This is a genomic window from Eggerthella sp. BIOML-A4 (genome assembly GCF_009875575.1).
GTDB classification, from domain to species: domain Bacteria; phylum Actinomycetota; class Coriobacteriia; order Coriobacteriales; family Eggerthellaceae; genus Eggerthella; species Eggerthella lenta.
In genome coordinates this window covers 276,297-292,811 of sequence record NZ_WWRX01000005.1, presented here as the reverse complement: position 1 = coordinate 292,811, position 16,515 = coordinate 276,297, and the positions used below count along the sequence as shown (strand labels likewise).

Sequence of the window (16,515 nt, the reverse complement as noted above, 5' to 3'; positions counted from 1 at the left end):
CGCCCCGAGCGCTCGGGGCGGGGCGCCTTGTCCTGGCGCGGCTGCTGCGGCTTCTGGCCCTGGCGCAGGCCCGAGGACTTCTGGCCGGGACGCGGCTTCGAGGGCTGCATGCCCTTCGGCCCCTGCTTCTTAGCGCCCTCGCCTCCCTGGCGCTGGCCCTGCTGCTTCTTGCCTCCGCCGTTGCCGCCCTGACCGCCCTGGCCTGACCGGCGCTTCTGCTGCTGGCCGCTCTGCCCGCCCTTCGGCGAGCCGCCGCCCTGCTGCTTTTGCTTGCGCTTCTGAGCCTCGGCCGCCTCGGGGGCGGCAGCGCCCTCGCCGCCGACCTTCGTCGAGCGCCTCCTGCGCGGCTTGCGCGCGCTCTGCGCCTGCGCGTCGGCCTGCTTGCCGCCCTTCTGGCCGCCGTTGCCGCCGCCCTTCTGACCGCCGCCCGCGCGGCCGCCGTTCGAGCCGCCGCCCTTCGACGGCTTCTGACCGCCGCGGCCCGTGCGGCGCACGGAACCCGGATCGGCCAGCTTGTCCTGCCCGGTCAGCTGCGTCGTGGTGCCGAACAGCGCTGACTCGCCCGCAAATCCGATGGGGTCGGCCGTCGTCGCGTCCTGCCACGCCTCCTCGCCTACGCGGTTCGGGCGGTTCGAGCCTTCCTCGGGCGGGTCGAAGTCGGCCAGCGGCACCTTCACGGGCTTCTCGCCCATGATCTTCAGCGACACGATCTCGCGCGGCACGTCGAGATCCACCACCTTCGCCGGCCCGTCGGGCGTCTCCACCGTGGCGTTCTGCTTGGGAGCCCGGCTCTTGAAGTCCTTGTACGCGTCGAACTCGTAGCGCAGACAGCACATGAGCCGTCCGCACACGCCCGATATCTTCTGCGGGTTCAGCGAGAGGTCCTGCTCCTTCGCCATGCGGATGGACACGGGGCAGAACTCGCCGCCCAGGCGCTTGCAGCACAGCTCCTGGCCGCAATGCCCCAGGCCGCCCACCATGCGGGCCTCATCGCGCACGCCGATCTGTCGCATGTCGATGCGCACGCGGAAGTGCGCGGCCAGCTTGCGCACGAGCTCGCGGAAGTCCACGCGCTCCTCCGCCTCGAAGTAGAAGATGGCCTTGTCGCCCTCGAACAGGTACTCCACCGACACGGGGTGCATGTCGCCGTTGCCCTCGGCAGCCATCTCCTTGAATACGGGCAGCGCCTCGCGGCTCTTCGCCTCCAGCTCGGCCGCGCGCGCCTCGTCCTCGTCCGTCGCGATGCGTTTGACGGGCTTGAGCGGGCTTTTCAGCTTCTTGATCTGCGTCTCGTCGGCCTCGAACACGTCGTGGGCCGCACGGCCGAACTCGGTGCCGCGAGCGGTGGACACGATCACGCCGTCGCCGGCGCGCACGTCCAGGTCCCCGGCGTCGAACCAGAGCGTTTTCGGGTTGTAGTACAGGTTAATCGGCGCTATGCGAACCATAGAGCACCTCTCTTATCTCGAACAGCATCGCGTCGATGCACGTTTCCGGTGATACATTATACGAGATAGCCTCGTCGCAGCGGCGCACGGCCGCAAGCGCGGCGGCGGCGCGCGCCTCGTCGGTGGCCTCCGCCGCCTCCATGATCGAGGCGCGGGCGTCCACGTTGATGACGAGCTCGGGAGTCTCGGCGCACACGGCCAGCACGTCGCGCAGCCACGAGCGCACGATGGCCGTGAGCTGGCGCAGCGATTCGAAGGTCTTGGCCGTCAGCTGGCGCTTGTTGCGCGCCTCGATCTGGCGGATGGCCGACTTCGCCAGGAAGTCCGCGTTCTCGGCAAGCTCCTGTTCCTGCTCGGCGCGCGCCACGTCCAGCGGCGCCTTCACCAGCACCACGAGGTCGCTGGCGAACCCGACGGCGTCCCAGTCGTCGGCCTTGCGCAGACAGCCCAGCACTTCCAGCACGCGGACGCGGAACGCCAGGCGCTCGTTGGACTTCAAGAACTCCACGGCGCGCGTGATGGAGCCGTCGCAGGCCTCGACGGCCATGCGCGCCTGCTCGCGCGACGCGCCCGTGTTCTGCACGATGATGCCGGCCGCCTCGCTTGCCGGAATGGTGCGGAACGGCACCACCTGGCAGCGCGACAGGATGGTGGGCAGCACGCTCTCGCGCGTGCGCGCGAGCAGGATCAGCACCACGTCCGACGGCGGTTCCTCCAGCGTCTTGAGGAACGCGTTGGCGGCCTGCACGCCCAGCAGGTCGACGCGATCGAGGATGTAGACCTTCTTGTGCGCCTGGATGGGCGCCATCGACGTATCGGCCACGATGTCGCGGATCTGCTCGACCAGATAGCCGCCCGCGCCTTCGGGCGCGAAGTAGCGCACGTCGGGATGCTTCTTGCGCATGATGCGCCGGCAGGCGTCGCATGCGCCGCAGTTGCCTCCGCGCGGGCCGGAGGCCCCCTTCGGGCACAGCACGGCCTGCGCGAACGCGTAGGCGGCCATCGTTTTGTTCGACCCGGCCGGGCCCGTGAACAGGTAGGCGTGGCTCACCTTGCCCTGCGCCACCGTGGCGCGCAAGAATTCGCGCACCTGCGGCTGGCCGAGGATGTTCTCGAACGCGTCGGCCACGGCTTTACGCCTCCACTTTCGAACGCTTCACGTCGAGGCGGTCGAAAAAGGCAGGGTCGTCGACGACGACCTGCGCCATCCAGGGGAACAGGTCGGCCAGCTCGGCGAACACCGCAGCAGCCGTCTGCGACTTGTTGCCGTCGGAGACCACCACGCGCACGCGCTCGGGGTCGCGCCGGGCGATTTCCAGAAACGCCTCGTTCACGCGGGCATGGAACTCCTCGCCCGCCTGCTCGAGGCGGTCGGCCGCCCCCCGATGCGTCGCGCGCACGAGGCCCACGTTCGCCTCGCCGCCCGTGGTCATGAGGATGGTGCGGTCGGGATGCACGCCCTGGCAGGCGAACTCGTTCACGCGGTCGACGAACATGCGCGGCAAGCCGCGCCCGTAAGCCTGGTAGGCCACCGTCGAATCGGTGAAGCGGTCGCACAGCACCACGGCCCCTCGCGCCAACGCGGGCGCGATGACCTGCGCCATCAGCTGCGCGCGGGCGGCTTCGTAGATGAGCAGCTCGGCCTCGTCGGACATGCCGCCGTTCGCCGGGTCCAACACCACGGCGCGCAATTGCTCGCCCACCTCGGTGCCGCCGGGCTCGCGCAGGCACAGCACCTCGCGGCCGTGCGCTCGCAGCGTCTCGGACAAAAAGCGGATATGCGTCGTCTTGCCGGCGCCCTCGCCGCCCTCGAACGTGATGAAGATGCCGCGCAGGGCATCGGTTGCTTGTGCGGATTCGTGTATCACGGGTATGGTCGTTCCCTCTCCCTTTGAAAGCATGCCCTGGCTAGACGAGGTCGTACACGTCGCGGCCCCGCACGTCGACGCCGACGAAGACGGGGAAATCGACCACGTCGATGCGGCGCAGGGCCTCGGTTCCCAGATCGTCGTACGCCACCGTCTCCGATGATGCCACGCACTTCGCCAGATAGGCCGCGGCCCCGCCGCATGCCACGAAATAAACGGAACCCGTCGCGCGGCAGGCATCGCGCACCTCGGACGAGCGGCGGCCCTTGCCCACCGTCGCCGCGACGCCTGCGCGGTGCAGCGCGGGGGCGGCGAAATCCATGCGGCTGGCCGTGGTGGGTCCGACCGCGCCGAAGGGGCGCCCGGCCGCTTCGGGCGTGGGACCCGCATAGAAGATGGCCTGGCCGTCCAGACCGTAGGGCAGCGCTCCGCCGGCGGCTTCCAGCTCGGCCAAGAGGCGCACGTGCCCCGCATCGCGCAGCGTGTACAAAGGGCCGGTGAGCAGACAGGAGTCGCCCGCCTCCAACCGGGCCAGCGCGGCGCGGTCGAACGGCAGCGCGAGGCGGATGCGATCAGCGCTAGCCATGGCGCACCTCCTCGCCCGCATCCGCGGCGCTTCGCGCACAGCGCGAACGATCAGACGCAGGTTCAGCGAAGTCAGCGAGGGTTTCCGCAGTGCCTGAGATTCGGGGGATGGCGCAGGCGCCGCGTACTTCGGTACGCAAGTCTGCGGCATCGCGCGAAGATCGGGTACGGCGGGAAGCCGCAGCGTCGAGCCGTTCCGCTGGCTGGCAAGCCAGCGGAACCGTGATCCTGCGCATGGCCGAGCAGCCCATGTTGATGGCCAGGGGCAGCGCCGCGATGTGGCACGGCGCCGTGGCCACGCGCACGGCCAGCGCCGTCGTGCGGCCGCCCAGGCCGCCGGGTCCGATGCCCGTGGCGTTCACGGCCGCGAGCAGCTCCTCTTCGAGCGCGCGCAGGCGGTCGTCGGCCGCGGGCTCGTCCACAGGCCGCATGAGCGCCCGCTTCGCCAAGCCGGCCACCTTGTCGAACGTGGAGCCGATGCCGACGCCCACCACGAGCGGCGGGCAGGCGTTGGCGCCCTTCTCGCGCACGCAGCGTACGAGCTCGTCGACGATGCCCTGCTTGCCGGCACCCGGAACCAGCATGACCACGCGGCTCGCGTTGTCCGAGCCGCCGCCCTTCAGCATAACGTGCAGCCGCGCCGCGCCCGGCTCGTCCACGGGATGGACGTCGCAGAACGCAGGCGTGTTGTCGCCCGTGTTCGCGCGGTCGAGGACGGCATCGCGCACCACCGACTTGCGCAGACGCGCCTCGTCGTAGGCGCGGGCAACGGCGTCGTCCACGTCGGCGAACACGTCGCCGCGTACAGCTACGTCAGGTCCGATCTCGAGGCTGACCCACACGGTGCCGGTGTCCTGGCAGATAGGCACGCGATCCTCGGCGGCGATCGCCGCGTTCTCAATTAGCTGGTCGAGAACCGCGCGCCCGCGCGGATTGTCCTCGAGCTCCCGCGCCACGGCGAGCCCCGCTTCGATATCGGCCGGCAGCACGCAGGCCAGCTTCGGGATGGCCGCGTAGACTGCGTCCGCGACCTGTGATTTCGTGATGATGGTTTCCATAAGGAGAGATTATACCGCAAGCACGTTACTCCTTCCCCGCCCCCGTCGATCGCTTCGGCAAATCTTCCCATGAACGCATACGCTCGCCCGCATCCGGCGTCCCGCCGCACCTTTCCTTAAGGCGATGTGCGGCAAAATCGTCGTTTTGGCAGTCTCGACGGGCTTCGACGCCTTTTTCTGGGAATCGGCCAGGCGAAACCCCAGCTCGCGTTCCGACGGTGTTCCGGAACACGGCTTCCGAACGAGCTCGACGTGCCAAAACGACGATTTTGCCGCACATGGAGTCCGGAAACCGTGCATTCGCGATGTTTCTCGGGACGAGCCGAGATGCTACTCGAAGCTCACGCCCAACAGCTTCAAACCCCGAAAGGCGGCGTAGGCCTCGGCGAGGTCGCGCAGCTTCTGTTCGGAGCAGGCAACCCACGTAGCCAGCGAGACGGACAGGCCCGCACCCTTCTTCTTGGCCGTCCACGTGCCCACGGCCTCCCCGTTGCGCACGACGACGCCGGGGTTCGCAACGGTCTTCCAGATACGCCGCTGCAACGAAACGTCGACCTGCAAGGTGGCGCGGTCGCGTTGATCGAGATAGGGGTCGTGGCCGGCAAGCAGCAGCACCTCGCGCTCCGGCGGCTCCGCCGATGCGAGCGCATCGAGGTCGGCCGCCAGCGCCCATGCCTTCTTGCCGCCGAACTCCACCGGCTCCAGCTCGTCCGCAATGCCCTTCCACATGCGGCGCGCCTGCGCGCCCGAGCACCCCGTCCAGGCCGCGAGCGCATCGGGCCTCGTCGGCCCGTAGCAATGGACGAACTTCCGCACCAGGCGCGCGGCGGCGTCAGCGTCCGGCTGCAGCGCGCCGCCCGTCCACCTTCGGTACGAGGTGAACGTGGGCGTTGCGCCGGCGCGCTCGCCGAACACGACGAGGCCCATGAACGAGCACGGGCGCAGCAAGAACGACACCGCGGCTCCTCCCACCGTCTGCTTGTCGGGGCTGCCGTACATCGACGGCTGTCGCCACGCCGCGCGCTTGTTCGCAGGAAGCAGCGGCTCGACCCAATCCGCCAACGTTTGATCGAGCGCCACCTTGCTCGCGATCGCCTCGTCGTCGAGGCGCGGCATCGCCCGCACGAGCAGTTCGAGCAGCCGGTCGAACTCCATGCCCAGCGCATCGAGCGCAAGGCCGATGCCCTTCGTGTACGCCCACGGCTCGCCCTTCGCCGGAACGAGCGCCGACAGGAACGCCGCGCTTTCGGCCGCGGGGAACACCACGGGCGCGCCGCGCAGGCTCCACGCCTGCACGAGCGTCTTCTCCCCGTACAGCAGGCGCTCGGCATCTTCTCTGCGACAAGCCGGCGCGCGGTTGAACAAGGCCGTCTCCCATGCGCCCGGCGGCGTGTTCTGCATTCCGCACGCGCCCGCAAGCTCCGCCGCGTCTTCGATGCCGTATGCGCGATCGAGATGATGCGCGCGCAAACGATGCCGTCGCGCCTGCTCGACGCTTACAACCTTCATGCGCTACTTCATCACGAAGTCGCCGGCGCGGCGCGGCGCGGTTCGCCGGTAGGAGACGGCGGGATGGCCCAGCAGCATGCATATCTGCAGCGGCTTGTTTTCCGCTTCGAGGAACGCCTTCACGGCGGGAAGCTCCTCGGCCGCGCGGCACAGGTAGCCGTTGAACAGGGCGCCCAAGCCGAGCGATGCTGCCACGAGCTCCATGTTCTGCGCGGCCAGCCCCGCGTCGTCGGCGCGCTCGGCCGCCACGAACGCGACGGCGGGCGCATTGCGGAACAGGAAGTCCTGCAGCCCCGCCTGCGCGTCGACCAGGAAGGGCTTGTAGAGTTTGACCCAGCGCGGCTTGTCGGCGGCAGGGAGCGCCAGCATGCCCTCGATGCCGTCCCACACGAGGCGCTTGAGCTCGTCGAGCTCGTCCTGCACCACGATGAAGCGGCAGCCTTGGGCGTTCTTCGCCGTGGCGGTGTAGCGTCCCGCCTCTAGCACGAGGCGCAGCGTGTCCTGCTCGATCGTATTCGGGAGGTAGTCGCGTACGCTGCGACGTGACTTGACGACCCGAAGCATGGTGCGAGGATCGACAGCCGCGCCGGCGGGCACGCATGTCTCCACATCAGCCATATCGTAGCTTGGAATGGACACCGCCCCGGTGGGGCACACGGCCACGCAGTGCCCGCACAGGATGCAGAGCCCTTTCACGCGCGCCGTGACGCCCTCCACCTCAAGATTCGCGCCCACGCAATCGTCCACGCAGCGCCCGCACCCGATGCAGTACCTCTCGTCGATCTCGACCAGCATGCTGAGCCCTTCCTTCCCAGGGGGAGCGCGACCCCTCCCTTAACGACGGGGAGCGCCGCCCAAGCGACGCTCCCCCGATCCGCACTATCGCAATCTACGCCGACCCTCTCAACCGGCAGGGACAGGAGGAGTCCGTACGGCAGCAATCGCTGCGCGTGCGGGAAGTTCTGCGCGGCTCCCTCCCCCGTCTCGCAGATCGGCTACTCCGGCAGGTTCGCCAATCCCGCGCGCACGCTGTCGGCGCTGGCGCGCAGCGCGGCCAGCTCGTCGTCGTTCAGGTCGAACTCCACGACCTCTTCGACGCCGTTCTTGCCGAGGCGCACCGGAACGTTCATGTAGAGATCCTCGATGCCGTACTGCCCGTCGATGTGCGCGCACACGCTCATCACCTCGTGCGAATCCGTGAGGATGGCCTCCACCATCTTCGCGATGGACGCGCCGGGCGCGTAGTAGGCGCTGCCGGTCTTGAGGAAGGCCACCACTTCGGCGCCGCCCTTCACGCAGCGCTGCACCACGCTGGCCACGGCCGCCTCGTCCATGAGCTCGGTGATGGGGGTGCCGTCCACCGTGGTGAAGCGCGGCCAGCACACCATGCCCTCGCCGTGCGCGCCCACGGCCCAGGCGGTCACGTCGGCCGGCGCGCAGCCCAGCTGCTCGCACACCGCGAACGCGAGGCGCGAGGAGTCCAGCACGCCGCCCATGCCCATGAGACGGTTCGCGGGCAGGCCGGACTCCCGGAACGCCAGCGTCGTCATCACGTCGAGCGGGTTCGTCACGCAGATGAACACGGCGTTCGGGGACGCCTCCATGGCCTGGCCGATCACCGACTTCATGATGCCGGCGTTCACGCCGAGCAGGTCCTCGCGCGTCATGCCGGGCTTGCGGGCGATGCCGGCGGTGATGACCACCACGTCGGAATCGCGCGTGTCGGCGTAGTCGTTCGTGCCGGTCACCTTGACCGTGAACTGCTCGACGCTGCGCATGTGCATCATGTCGAGCGCCTTGCCCTGCGGCAGGCCCTCGGCCACGTCGATGAGCACGACGTCGGCCAGGTTCTTGGACGCGATGATGTGGGCTGCGGTGGCACCGACGTTGCCGGCGCCGACGATGGTTACCTTGGGCATGTGATAGCTCTCCTCGCTCGTTGATCGTACTTCGCATGATTGTACCGCTTGGCCCGCCGCTGTGTTTTCTCGGCGGGCCAAGCGGACGGTTTCTTCACGCCTTCCGTGCTTTCGCCTAGTCCTTCTTCGCGGCGGGCGCGCGCTTGGCCGGGGCTTTCTTCGCCGCGGGCTTCTTCGCGGGAGCCTTCGCCGCCGGCTTCTTGGCCGCCGTCCCCTTGGCGCCCTTGGCACCCTTCTCGTCTTCCTTCTGCTCCTTGCCGGGGCAGTCGAAGTTGGGGCACAGCTTCCACGGGCCGCGCGCGGTGGTGACGATCACCATCGGGGCGCCGCAGTGCTCGCACACCTCCTCGGTAGCCGTGAGCGCGCCGTACTGGGGCAGCGGATAGCCCGTGCCGCAGTCATCGTAGTTCTCGCAGCGGATGAATCGCTTCAGGGTGCGCGGGTTCTTCTGCGCGATCAGCTTCGCCTGGATGCCCTTCTCCTTGCAGGCCGGGCACTCGCCCACCACCACGTCGGGCTCCTGGTTCGTGGAGCAATGCGGGTCGATGCAGATAGTGCGCGGCTTGGAACGGAAGGCGGTCACCTTCACCTGGGGCATGCCGCACGTGGGGCACGGCTCGGGGACGGCCTCCACCTTGCCCTTGGGCAGCGGGTAGGTCACGTCGCAGTCGGGCCAGCCCGAGCAGCCGATGAACATGCTGCGGGTTTTCTGGCTGGCGCGCAGCTGCAGGTCCTTGCCGCATTTCGGGCACGGGCCCACGTAGGCGTCGGCGGCCACGGCGTCGGCCAGGGCCTCCTTCACCTCCTCGGAGTGCGGCAGCAGGCTGGCCAGCTGCTCGGACAGGAGGTTGCGGCTGGTGTCCACCACCTGGGTCTTCGTCGTGCGGCCCTCGGCGATGTTGTCCATCTCCTCTTCCAGCTCGGCCGTCATCTCGGGGTGCGTGATGTGCGGCGCGAACTTGTCCAGCGCGTCGCCCACGGCCATGCCCAGCTGGCTGGGCTCGATGGGGTCGTTCACGCAGTACTTCACCGCGTAGAGGCGCTCGATGATGGCATGGCGCGTGGACTTCGTGCCCAGGCCCAGCTTCTCCATCTCCTGGATCAGCTTGCCCTGGCTGTAGCGCGCGGGCGGCTCGGTCTGCTTCTTCGTGCAGGTGGCGCCGTTGAACGCGATGGTCTCGCCCTCGGAAAGCGCGGGCAACTGCTCGTCTTTCTTGAGGCCGTAGGGGTAGATGGCGCGGTAGCCCGGCTTCACCAGAACGTCGCCCTTCGCCACGAACGGCTCGGCGTTCACGTCGAGGGTGACCTTCGTGCCCTCGATGACGGCCGCCTCGGACAGCGTCGCCAAAAAGCGCCGCGCGATGAGGTTGTACAACTTGTAGTCGGCGGGAGCCAGATCGTCGGGCGTGGCCTTGGCGGTCGGGTAGATGGGCGGGTGGTCCGTCGTCTCCTTTTTACCGCGCGTGGCCGTGAGCTTGCCCTTCGCCAGCAGCTCCTTGCAGTACGGCGCGTAGGCCGGGTTGCCGGAGATGGCCTTCACCGTGTCGGCGAGGTCGAGCGAGGTCGGATACACCGTGTTGTCCACGCGGGGGTACGAGATGTAGCCGTCCATGTACAGGCTCTCGGCTATGCGCATGGTGCGCGCGGGGCTCAGGCCCTCGGCCGACGCCGCCGCCATGAGCGAGGTGGTGTTGAACGGCGCGGGCGGCTGCACGGTGCGCTTCTTCTTCTCGACGGACGCCACCGTGGCGCGCGTGGCGCCCTCCACATGGGCCATGACGGCCTGCGCCTCGGCCTCCGCCTTGAAGCGCGCGGTGGCATGCGGGGCCTCGAACGAGTCGGGATCGGCACCGAACGCGCCGCGAATCACCCAGTAGTCCTCGGGGACGAACGCGAGGCGCTCGCGCTCGCGCGCCACGACGAGGGCGAGCGTGGGCGTTTGCACGCGACCCGACGAGCGCACGTTGCCGTAGCCGGCGAACTTCACGAGCGTCAGGTAGCGCGTGAGCACCGCGCCCCAGATGAGGTCGATGTCCTGGCGCGAGGCGCCGGCGGAGGCGAGGTTCACGTCGAGCTCGACGAGGTTGTCGAAGGCGTGCGTGATCTCCTCTTTCGTGAACGCCGAGTAGCGGGCGCGCGACACGGGCGCCGTGGGGTTCACTTCCTGGATGCAGCTGAGCGCGTCGCTTCCGATGAGCTCGCCCTCGCGGTCGAAGTCGGTGGCGATGATGACCGAGTCGGCCTTCTTCGCGAGGTTCTTCAGGGAGCGGATGATCTCCTTCTCCTTGGGCAGCTTGTTGATGGGCGCGTACACGAGGTACGGCAGCGCGTCCATCTTCCAGGATTTCAGCTCCACGCCGTCCTCGGTGAAGGGCTTCTTCTTTTTGAACGGGGGCTTCGGCAGCGACGCGGGCAGCTCCGCCGGAAGCGTTTCGCCCTCCTCGGTGACGCCCTGCCATCCCCCGCGCTTCTTGTACACCATCGTCGGCGCGAAGTCGGGCTCCAGGATGTGGCCGCGCAGGCCGATGGTCACCCATTCCTCGCCGTCCACGTCGAAGCGGTACACCGGCGTCGAGTACACCTTGTCCGCCTTGGGTTTCTTCACGCCAAGCAAATCGGCGATCTTCTGAGCCGCGTCATTCTTCTCGGTTACCACCAGCTTCACGCGGTTCCCTCCTGTTCTTTCCGGCCGCCTCCCGCAGCCTTGCTTCGTTCACACGGTTGCCCCACCTATTTATTAACGTGTGCGGGGATGGGCGCGCCGTCAAGCGCGCATGCGCCGCGCCGTTCGGGCGCAGCAGGTGTTAGCATACACGATTTTCCGCGCCGCGCGAGAGAAATTGCCAAGCTGGCGAAAACGGACGCGCTAGACGAAACTGATGCGCAGCTGCTTGCCGAGACCCTCGGCCACGCGCTTGAGCGTTTCGAGCGTGGGGTTGGCGTTGCCGGACTCCAGCCGGGCGAACGCGCTCTGCTTCATGCCGCACCGCTGCGCGAGCTCGTGCGCATTGCCTGCAAAACGCACGCGATTCCCTCCCTGAGCCCCACGCGATGCGGCCCGAGAGGCGCACCTCGATTTCCGGAAATCGGATGGGGATTTCGTTACCGCGGGTTGAAGATGCTGGGGGCGTTTTGTGAAGCGTCCCGTTCTCGGGTACCCTTGATCGCAAGGGATGAGCCGCCGAAACGACCCACCGCCCCGCTCCGCACGCACCACGAACGCAGCAGCGGCGGCGTCCCGCCGAACGCAACGGCCCTCTGGGTCGAGATACGGGAGGTTACGCATGAAACGAGTCCTGGGCGTGTTCCTCGGGCTGATCGCCCTCATCATCGTAGGCATCGTGGGCGTGTTCGCCTTCTCGGGCACCGGATCGGGCCCCGCCAGCGACCTGGCGAACGACGCGAAGGCAGCCGCCGCGAACGCGGCCATCGACGCGACCGGCCTCAAGGACAAGGCCAGGAGCGCCCTCGAGGGCAGCAAAGCGAGCATCGCCGCGGCGACCGGCCTCAGCGAAAGCCAGGTCGATCAAGCCATCGAGCAGCTCGACATCGACGGATGGCAAGCCGCCTCGCTGCCCTCCACCGCCACGGCCACCGGCACCATCGACGGTAACGCCCTCGGCATCAACGGCACCGTCACCACCTACGACGATCCCGGCTACGTCTCCGTCGAGGTCTACGGCCAGACGGTCACGCTCGCCGTCCCCGAAAGCGCGCAGGCCTACCTCCCCTACCTCGCCTACGTGCAGTAGCGTCGGCAGCCAAGGCAAGCGGCGCGGGGGTAGAACGGCTCGCTGCGCGGCGCAAATTCCGTCTCGCGCACGTTTCCAGGGATCGATCTGCAGCAAAATCGAACTTTTGGCAGCGTTTGCACGTTTCGAACGCCGCGAGAAGACGCCCGATCGCCAAGCTGTCGGGAAAACGCCTGATCGCCCGACCGCCTCCGTGAGAAGCTCGTTTCCGTGCTGCCAAAAGCCCGATTTTGCCGCACATAGGGCCGCCGCTGTTGTCGCATGCGGCGGCCCCGGTCGGCGGAACGCCGTTCGGATGACGCGCAGGGGGATCCTTCGACTTCGCGCTGCGCTCGGGATGGCTGGGAAACGCGCTCGTGCAACCCTCCCTACGCGGCGCGGGCTTCCTTCAGCCTGCGCTGGTAGGCGCGGACGATCTGCGACAGCGTGAAGCACACGATGAAGTAGATGAGCGCCATGATGCCGAAGATGGCGAAGATCTGCGCGGTGGAGTTGTAGCTGTTCATGAGGATCATGCCGCGGCCCATGAGCTCCTGCAACGCCATGGCGCCCCACAGGTAGCTCGTGTCCTTGATGGTGGTCACGAACTGCGACAGCAGCGCGGGCACCATGTTGCGCAGCGCTTGCGGCAGGATGATCAGCACGTACGTCTGCACGGTGGAGAAGCCCTGCGAGCGCGCCGCCTCGTACTGGCCGTGCGGCACGCTGGCCAGGCCGCCGCGCACGATCTCCGCCACGCTCGCGCTCGTGAACAGGGTGAACGCCAGCACGGCCGCGCCGATAGGCGGCAGCTGCGCCACGAAGAACGTGAACATGATCCACAGCAACAGCGGCGTGTTCTTGAATATCTCGATGTACACGGTGGCTATGCCCCGCAGCACGCGGGCGTTCGACGTGCGCATGACCGAGATGACCGTGCCCAGCACCACCGAGCAGAGGATGGCCAAAGCGGATATGAGCAGCGTCATGCCGAGCCCCTGCAACAGGAAGCGCATGTTGACCCAGGTGAACAGCGCGGCGATATCGCTCATCAGCGATCCTTCCGCCCGTCGTCGGTCGTGGCCGCCTCTTCGCCCTCGGCCAGCTCGGCGCGCTCGACGTCCATGGAACGCTCGTCGGTCTCGGCGGCCTCCTCGGCGTCCTCGAGCGCCCGGTCCGCCTCCTCGTCGAGGCGCACGTCGTCGGGCTGCACGGTCTGGGGACCACCAGTCCGGTCGGCCCGCTCGCGCGCCTCGCGGCGTTCTTCGCGGCGCTCCTCGCGAAGCTCGCGACGGTCTTCCCGCGCCGTAGCGCTCTCGGCCTCGGCATCGAGATCGGCTTCGTCGCGAGGGCTGCGCACCTGCGCGATGCGCTCATCGGGCTGCTCCAGCTCGCCCGGCAGGTAGTCGTTATCCAAGAAAGCCTCCTCTCCCAGCTCCGCCTCATCGCGGACCTGGTCGCGCGCGGATCGCGCCCGCGCGCTTTCGTCGACGCGACGCTTCACGTCGCGCGTGATACGGTCGCTCGTCACGGTCTCGGCGCGGGAAGCCAGCGCCTCGTCGGCCTCGGGGCTGCGACGACTCGCCCGCTCGTCCCGCTCGCCTTCGGCGGCGGCGCTCGGCGCAACGGGCACCGCCGCGCCGGTTTCGCGCGCGCCTTCCACGCCGCGCCGCGCGGCCACGCGGCGCTCGAGGCGCCGATGCGCCTTCAAACGCCCGGACTTCGTGCGCATGGCGCGCGCCGCCCGCTCGTCGTCGCCGTACTCGTCGGCGATCTCCTGGGCGATCTCGCGCCCGATCTCGTCGGCGATCTCGGCCGCCTGGTTGCCGGTGAACGTCTGATCGTACGGGTCCTCCGGCGCCACGCCCGGCTCCAGCGCGTCCTCGGCAAGCGCGTGCAGCGGATGGCGCGGCGAGGGCGCCACGCGCGCCGGGGCGATGTCCACGGTGCCGTACATGGTCTGCACGCCGCCCGCCATCGTGTCGGCCGCCGCGCGCCCGGTGATGTCGTGCGTGCCCGGCGTGACTTCCATCGTATCCTCGGCCAACGCCTCGGTGGCGTCGCCGGTGGCCAGATGCCTATGCGAGCGCGTGCGATGCTCCAGGTACAGAGCCAGACGCGACAGCGGGAAGCAGATGGCGAAGTACAGCAGCGCCGCCACCACGTACACCGGCCCGTAGTAGCTCGTCGCGCCCGCGAACGAGTTCGAGAAGTACATGAGCTCGCCGCCCGCGATGAGCGCGAGCACCGACGTGTTCTTCACCAGATTGGCCGCCTGCACGGCAAGCGGCGGCATGATGATGCGGATGGCCTGGGGCAGGATGATCACGAACATCGACTGCCAGTACGAGAAGCCCTGGCTCTTCGCCGCCTCGAACTGCCCGCGGTGGATGGAACCGATACCGCTGCGCACCACCTCGGAGATGTAGCCGCCGTGGTAGATGCCGATGGCCAGGACCCCGATCCAGAACGCGGCCAGCGACAGGCCCAGCAGCGGGAAGATGGCGTAGAACACGAACACCTGCAGAAGCAGCGGCACGTTCTGCACCACTTCCACGTATACGCGGGTGATGCCGCGCAGCACGGGGATGCGCGACACCGACAGCACGCCGAACACGATGCCCAGCGCCAGCGCGATGACCAGCGCGAGCACCGAGATGCCGACGGTGGTGCCGAACGCCATGAGGATGTCGGGCCAGCGCTCGAACAGCGCCTCCCATTTGTAGGGGGCGAAGATGTCAAGCATGCGCCCCGCCTCCCTCTTCCTCGCCGGCGGGCGTCTCGGTCGAGAGCCCCCACCGCTCTTGCAGCGCCGTCAGCGTGCCGTCGTCGGCCATAGCGCCGATGGCGGCGTCAACCTGGTCGGCCAGCTCGGTGTTCGATTTCTTCGTGGCCACGCCGTACTCCTGGGGCGCGAACTGCGCGTCCAGCAGCATGGTGGAGTCGTCCACGTAGCCGTTCAGGATGGAGCGGTCCACCGAGAACGCGTCCACGCGGCCGGTGACCAGCGCGATCTTGATCTCGGGATACGTCGAGTACTCGGCGAAGTTCATGTGGATGCCGATCTCGTCGCCGGCGGCGGTCAGCTTGTCGCGCGTCGTGGCCGACAGCGCCACGCCCACGGTCTTTCCGTCGAGATCCGCCAGATCGGTTATGCCCGACGACTTCTTCACCAGCACGCCGATGTGATCGGTGTAGTACGGGCGCGAGAAGTTGTAGCTCTTCTTGCGCGCCTCGGTGATGGTGAACGTGGCCAGCGTGGCATCGAGCGTGCCGTTGTCCAGCATCGCGCCGCGCGTGGTGACGTTCACGCCGGTCACCTTGAGCGCGTCGGGGCTGCCCTTGATGCGCTTCGCCAGCTCGCGCGCGATGTCCACTTCCATACCCTCGATGTTGCCCGTCTCGGGATTCTGGAAGCCGAAGCCGGGCACGTCGATCTTCGTGCCCACGCGCAGCACGTCTGCGCCGCCGGCGCAACCGGCGAGGCCGCCCGTCGCCCCGCCCAGCACGAGCGTCGCCGCAACCAGCGCCGAGGAGCGTATGAACGTTCTTCTCGTGATCATGGCCGAGCCTACAGGATCTTCGACAGGAAGCTCTTGACGCGAGCGTTGTCAGTCTCATCGAACAGGTAATGGGGCGTGCCCTGGTCTACCACCAGGCCGTTCTCCATGAATACGACCTTGTCGGCCGCCTCGCGCGCCAGACCCATCTCGTGAGTGACCATGACGATGGTCATGTTCGTCTCGGCCAGCGACTTGATGACGTCGAGCACCTCCTGCACCATCTCGGGATCGAGCGCGCTCGTGGGCTCGTCCAGCAGCATGATCTTGGGGTGCATGTTGAGGGCGCGGGCGATGGCCACGCGCTGCTGCTGCCCGCCGGAGAGCTGGTCGGGGTACTTGTCCACCTTGTCGGAAAGCCCCACGCGCTCCAGATAGGCGTGCCCGTCGCGCTCGGCCTGCTCGCGCGGCACCTTCAGCACCTTGATGGGTGCCAGCGTCACGTTCTCGAGCACGGTCTTGTGCGGGTAGAGGTTGTAGCTTTGGAACACCATGGCCACGTCGCGAGCCAGCGCACGGGCGTTCACCTTGCGGCCCGACAGGTTCATGCCTTCGACCACCACCGTGCCCGAATCGGGCACCTCAAGACCGTTGATGCAACGGATGAGCACGCTTTTGCCCGAGCCGGACGGCCCGATGACGACGACTTTCTCTCCCTCGGCCACATCGAGCGAAACGCCTTTAAGCGCCTCGACCGCGCCGAAGTTCTTGCGAATGTCCGTAACCGTGATCGCTTGAGCCACGCTTGACGCCTCCCGTAAAGGTTCCAGGCCGCGATCTTCGAGGGGCGCCGCGGTCGACTGACAGTGACAACATGCATCGTTCAGTCTAGCATGC

General features: G+C 68.1%; 15 protein-coding genes. 1 reads left to right on the top strand and 14 read right to left on the bottom strand.

What is annotated here, in order from left to right; genetic code table 11:
• The 10 genes from GT613_RS06715 to GT613_RS15750 all read right to left on the bottom strand — a co-directional run.
• A partial coding sequence (locus tag GT613_RS06715) for a regulatory iron-sulfur-containing complex subunit RicT (RefSeq protein ID WP_161172567.1) occupies positions 1-1,448 on the bottom strand: 1,448 nt, incomplete at its 3' end.
• Positions 1,426-2,577 carry a DNA polymerase III subunit delta' gene (gene holB, locus GT613_RS06710; protein ID WP_114552391.1) on the bottom strand — a complete coding sequence of 384 codons (1,152 nt, stop codon included), beginning with the start codon at positions 2,575-2,577 and terminating at the stop codon, positions 1,426-1,428. The genes GT613_RS06715 and holB, both read right to left, overlap by 23 nt.
• Positions 2,578-2,581: 4 nt before the next feature.
• Positions 2,582-3,316, bottom strand: a complete 735-nt coding sequence (gene tmk, locus GT613_RS06705) for a dTMP kinase (protein WP_114552392.1) — start codon at positions 3,314-3,316, stop codon at positions 2,582-2,584.
• 40 nt (positions 3,317-3,356) lie between these two features.
• Complete coding sequence (locus GT613_RS06700; protein ID WP_009304722.1) at positions 3,357-3,902, bottom strand: fumarate hydratase C-terminal domain-containing protein; 546 nt, start codon at positions 3,900-3,902, stop codon at positions 3,357-3,359.
• Entirely contained in the window at positions 3,895-4,959 is a 1,065-nt protein-coding gene (locus tag GT613_RS06695; RefSeq protein ID WP_114550390.1) for a fumarate hydratase, read from the bottom strand. The genes GT613_RS06700 and GT613_RS06695 overlap by 8 nt, the downstream gene beginning before the upstream one ends.
• A 330-nt stretch (positions 4,960-5,289) precedes the next feature.
• Entirely contained in the window at positions 5,290-6,468 is a 1,179-nt protein-coding gene (locus GT613_RS06690) for a winged helix DNA-binding domain-containing protein (RefSeq protein ID WP_015760417.1), read from the bottom strand.
• A 3-nt stretch (positions 6,469-6,471) separates the two neighbouring features.
• Entirely contained in the window at positions 6,472-7,263 is a 792-nt protein-coding gene (locus GT613_RS06685; RefSeq protein WP_086414710.1) for a nitroreductase family protein, read from the bottom strand.
• 200 nt (positions 7,264-7,463) lie between these two features.
• Positions 7,464-8,387 carry a malate dehydrogenase gene (mdh, locus tag GT613_RS06680; RefSeq protein WP_021410374.1) on the bottom strand — a complete coding sequence of 308 codons (924 nt, stop codon included), beginning with the start codon at positions 8,385-8,387 and terminating at the stop codon, positions 7,464-7,466.
• A gap of 115 nt (positions 8,388-8,502) precedes the next feature.
• Positions 8,503-11,052, bottom strand: a complete 2,550-nt coding sequence (locus GT613_RS06675; RefSeq protein WP_161171143.1) for a DNA topoisomerase I — start codon at positions 11,050-11,052, stop codon at positions 8,503-8,505.
• Positions 11,053-11,253: 201 nt separating this feature from the next.
• Complete coding sequence (locus tag GT613_RS15750; protein WP_021410371.1) at positions 11,254-11,412, bottom strand: helix-turn-helix domain-containing protein; 159 nt, start codon at positions 11,410-11,412, stop codon at positions 11,254-11,256.
• A gap of 259 nt (positions 11,413-11,671) precedes the next feature.
• On the opposite strand from GT613_RS15750, the gene GT613_RS06665 reads away from it, so the two are divergent.
• Positions 11,672-12,139 (top strand): hypothetical protein, encoded by a 468-nt coding sequence (locus GT613_RS06665; protein ID WP_086414712.1) that lies wholly within the window; start codon positions 11,672-11,674, stop codon positions 12,137-12,139.
• Positions 12,140-12,507: 368 nt separating this feature from the next.
• Here GT613_RS06665 and GT613_RS06660 read toward each other — a convergent pair whose 3' ends face one another.
• From GT613_RS06660 to GT613_RS06645, 4 genes are read right to left on the bottom strand one after another with little or no spacing between them, the layout of a single operon-like run.
• Positions 12,508-13,170, bottom strand: coding sequence for an amino acid ABC transporter permease (locus GT613_RS06660; RefSeq protein ID WP_009304731.1), 663 nt, complete (start codon positions 13,168-13,170; stop codon positions 12,508-12,510).
• Positions 13,170-14,864, bottom strand: coding sequence for an amino acid ABC transporter permease (locus tag GT613_RS06655; RefSeq protein ID WP_021410315.1), 1,695 nt, complete (start codon positions 14,862-14,864; stop codon positions 13,170-13,172). The genes GT613_RS06660 and GT613_RS06655 overlap by 1 nt, the downstream gene beginning before the upstream one ends.
• A complete protein-coding gene (locus GT613_RS06650) occupies positions 14,857-15,681 on the bottom strand; it encodes a transporter substrate-binding domain-containing protein (RefSeq protein WP_021410318.1) in 825 nt (274 codons plus the stop codon). The genes GT613_RS06655 and GT613_RS06650 overlap by 8 nt, the downstream gene beginning before the upstream one ends.
• A gap of 8 nt (positions 15,682-15,689) precedes the next feature.
• The gene (locus GT613_RS06645) at positions 15,690-16,421 is read right to left on the bottom strand and encodes an amino acid ABC transporter ATP-binding protein (protein WP_161171142.1); all 732 of its coding nucleotides are present in this window, start codon (positions 16,419-16,421) and stop codon (positions 15,690-15,692) included.
• Between the last annotated feature and the right edge of the window lie 94 nt (positions 16,422-16,515).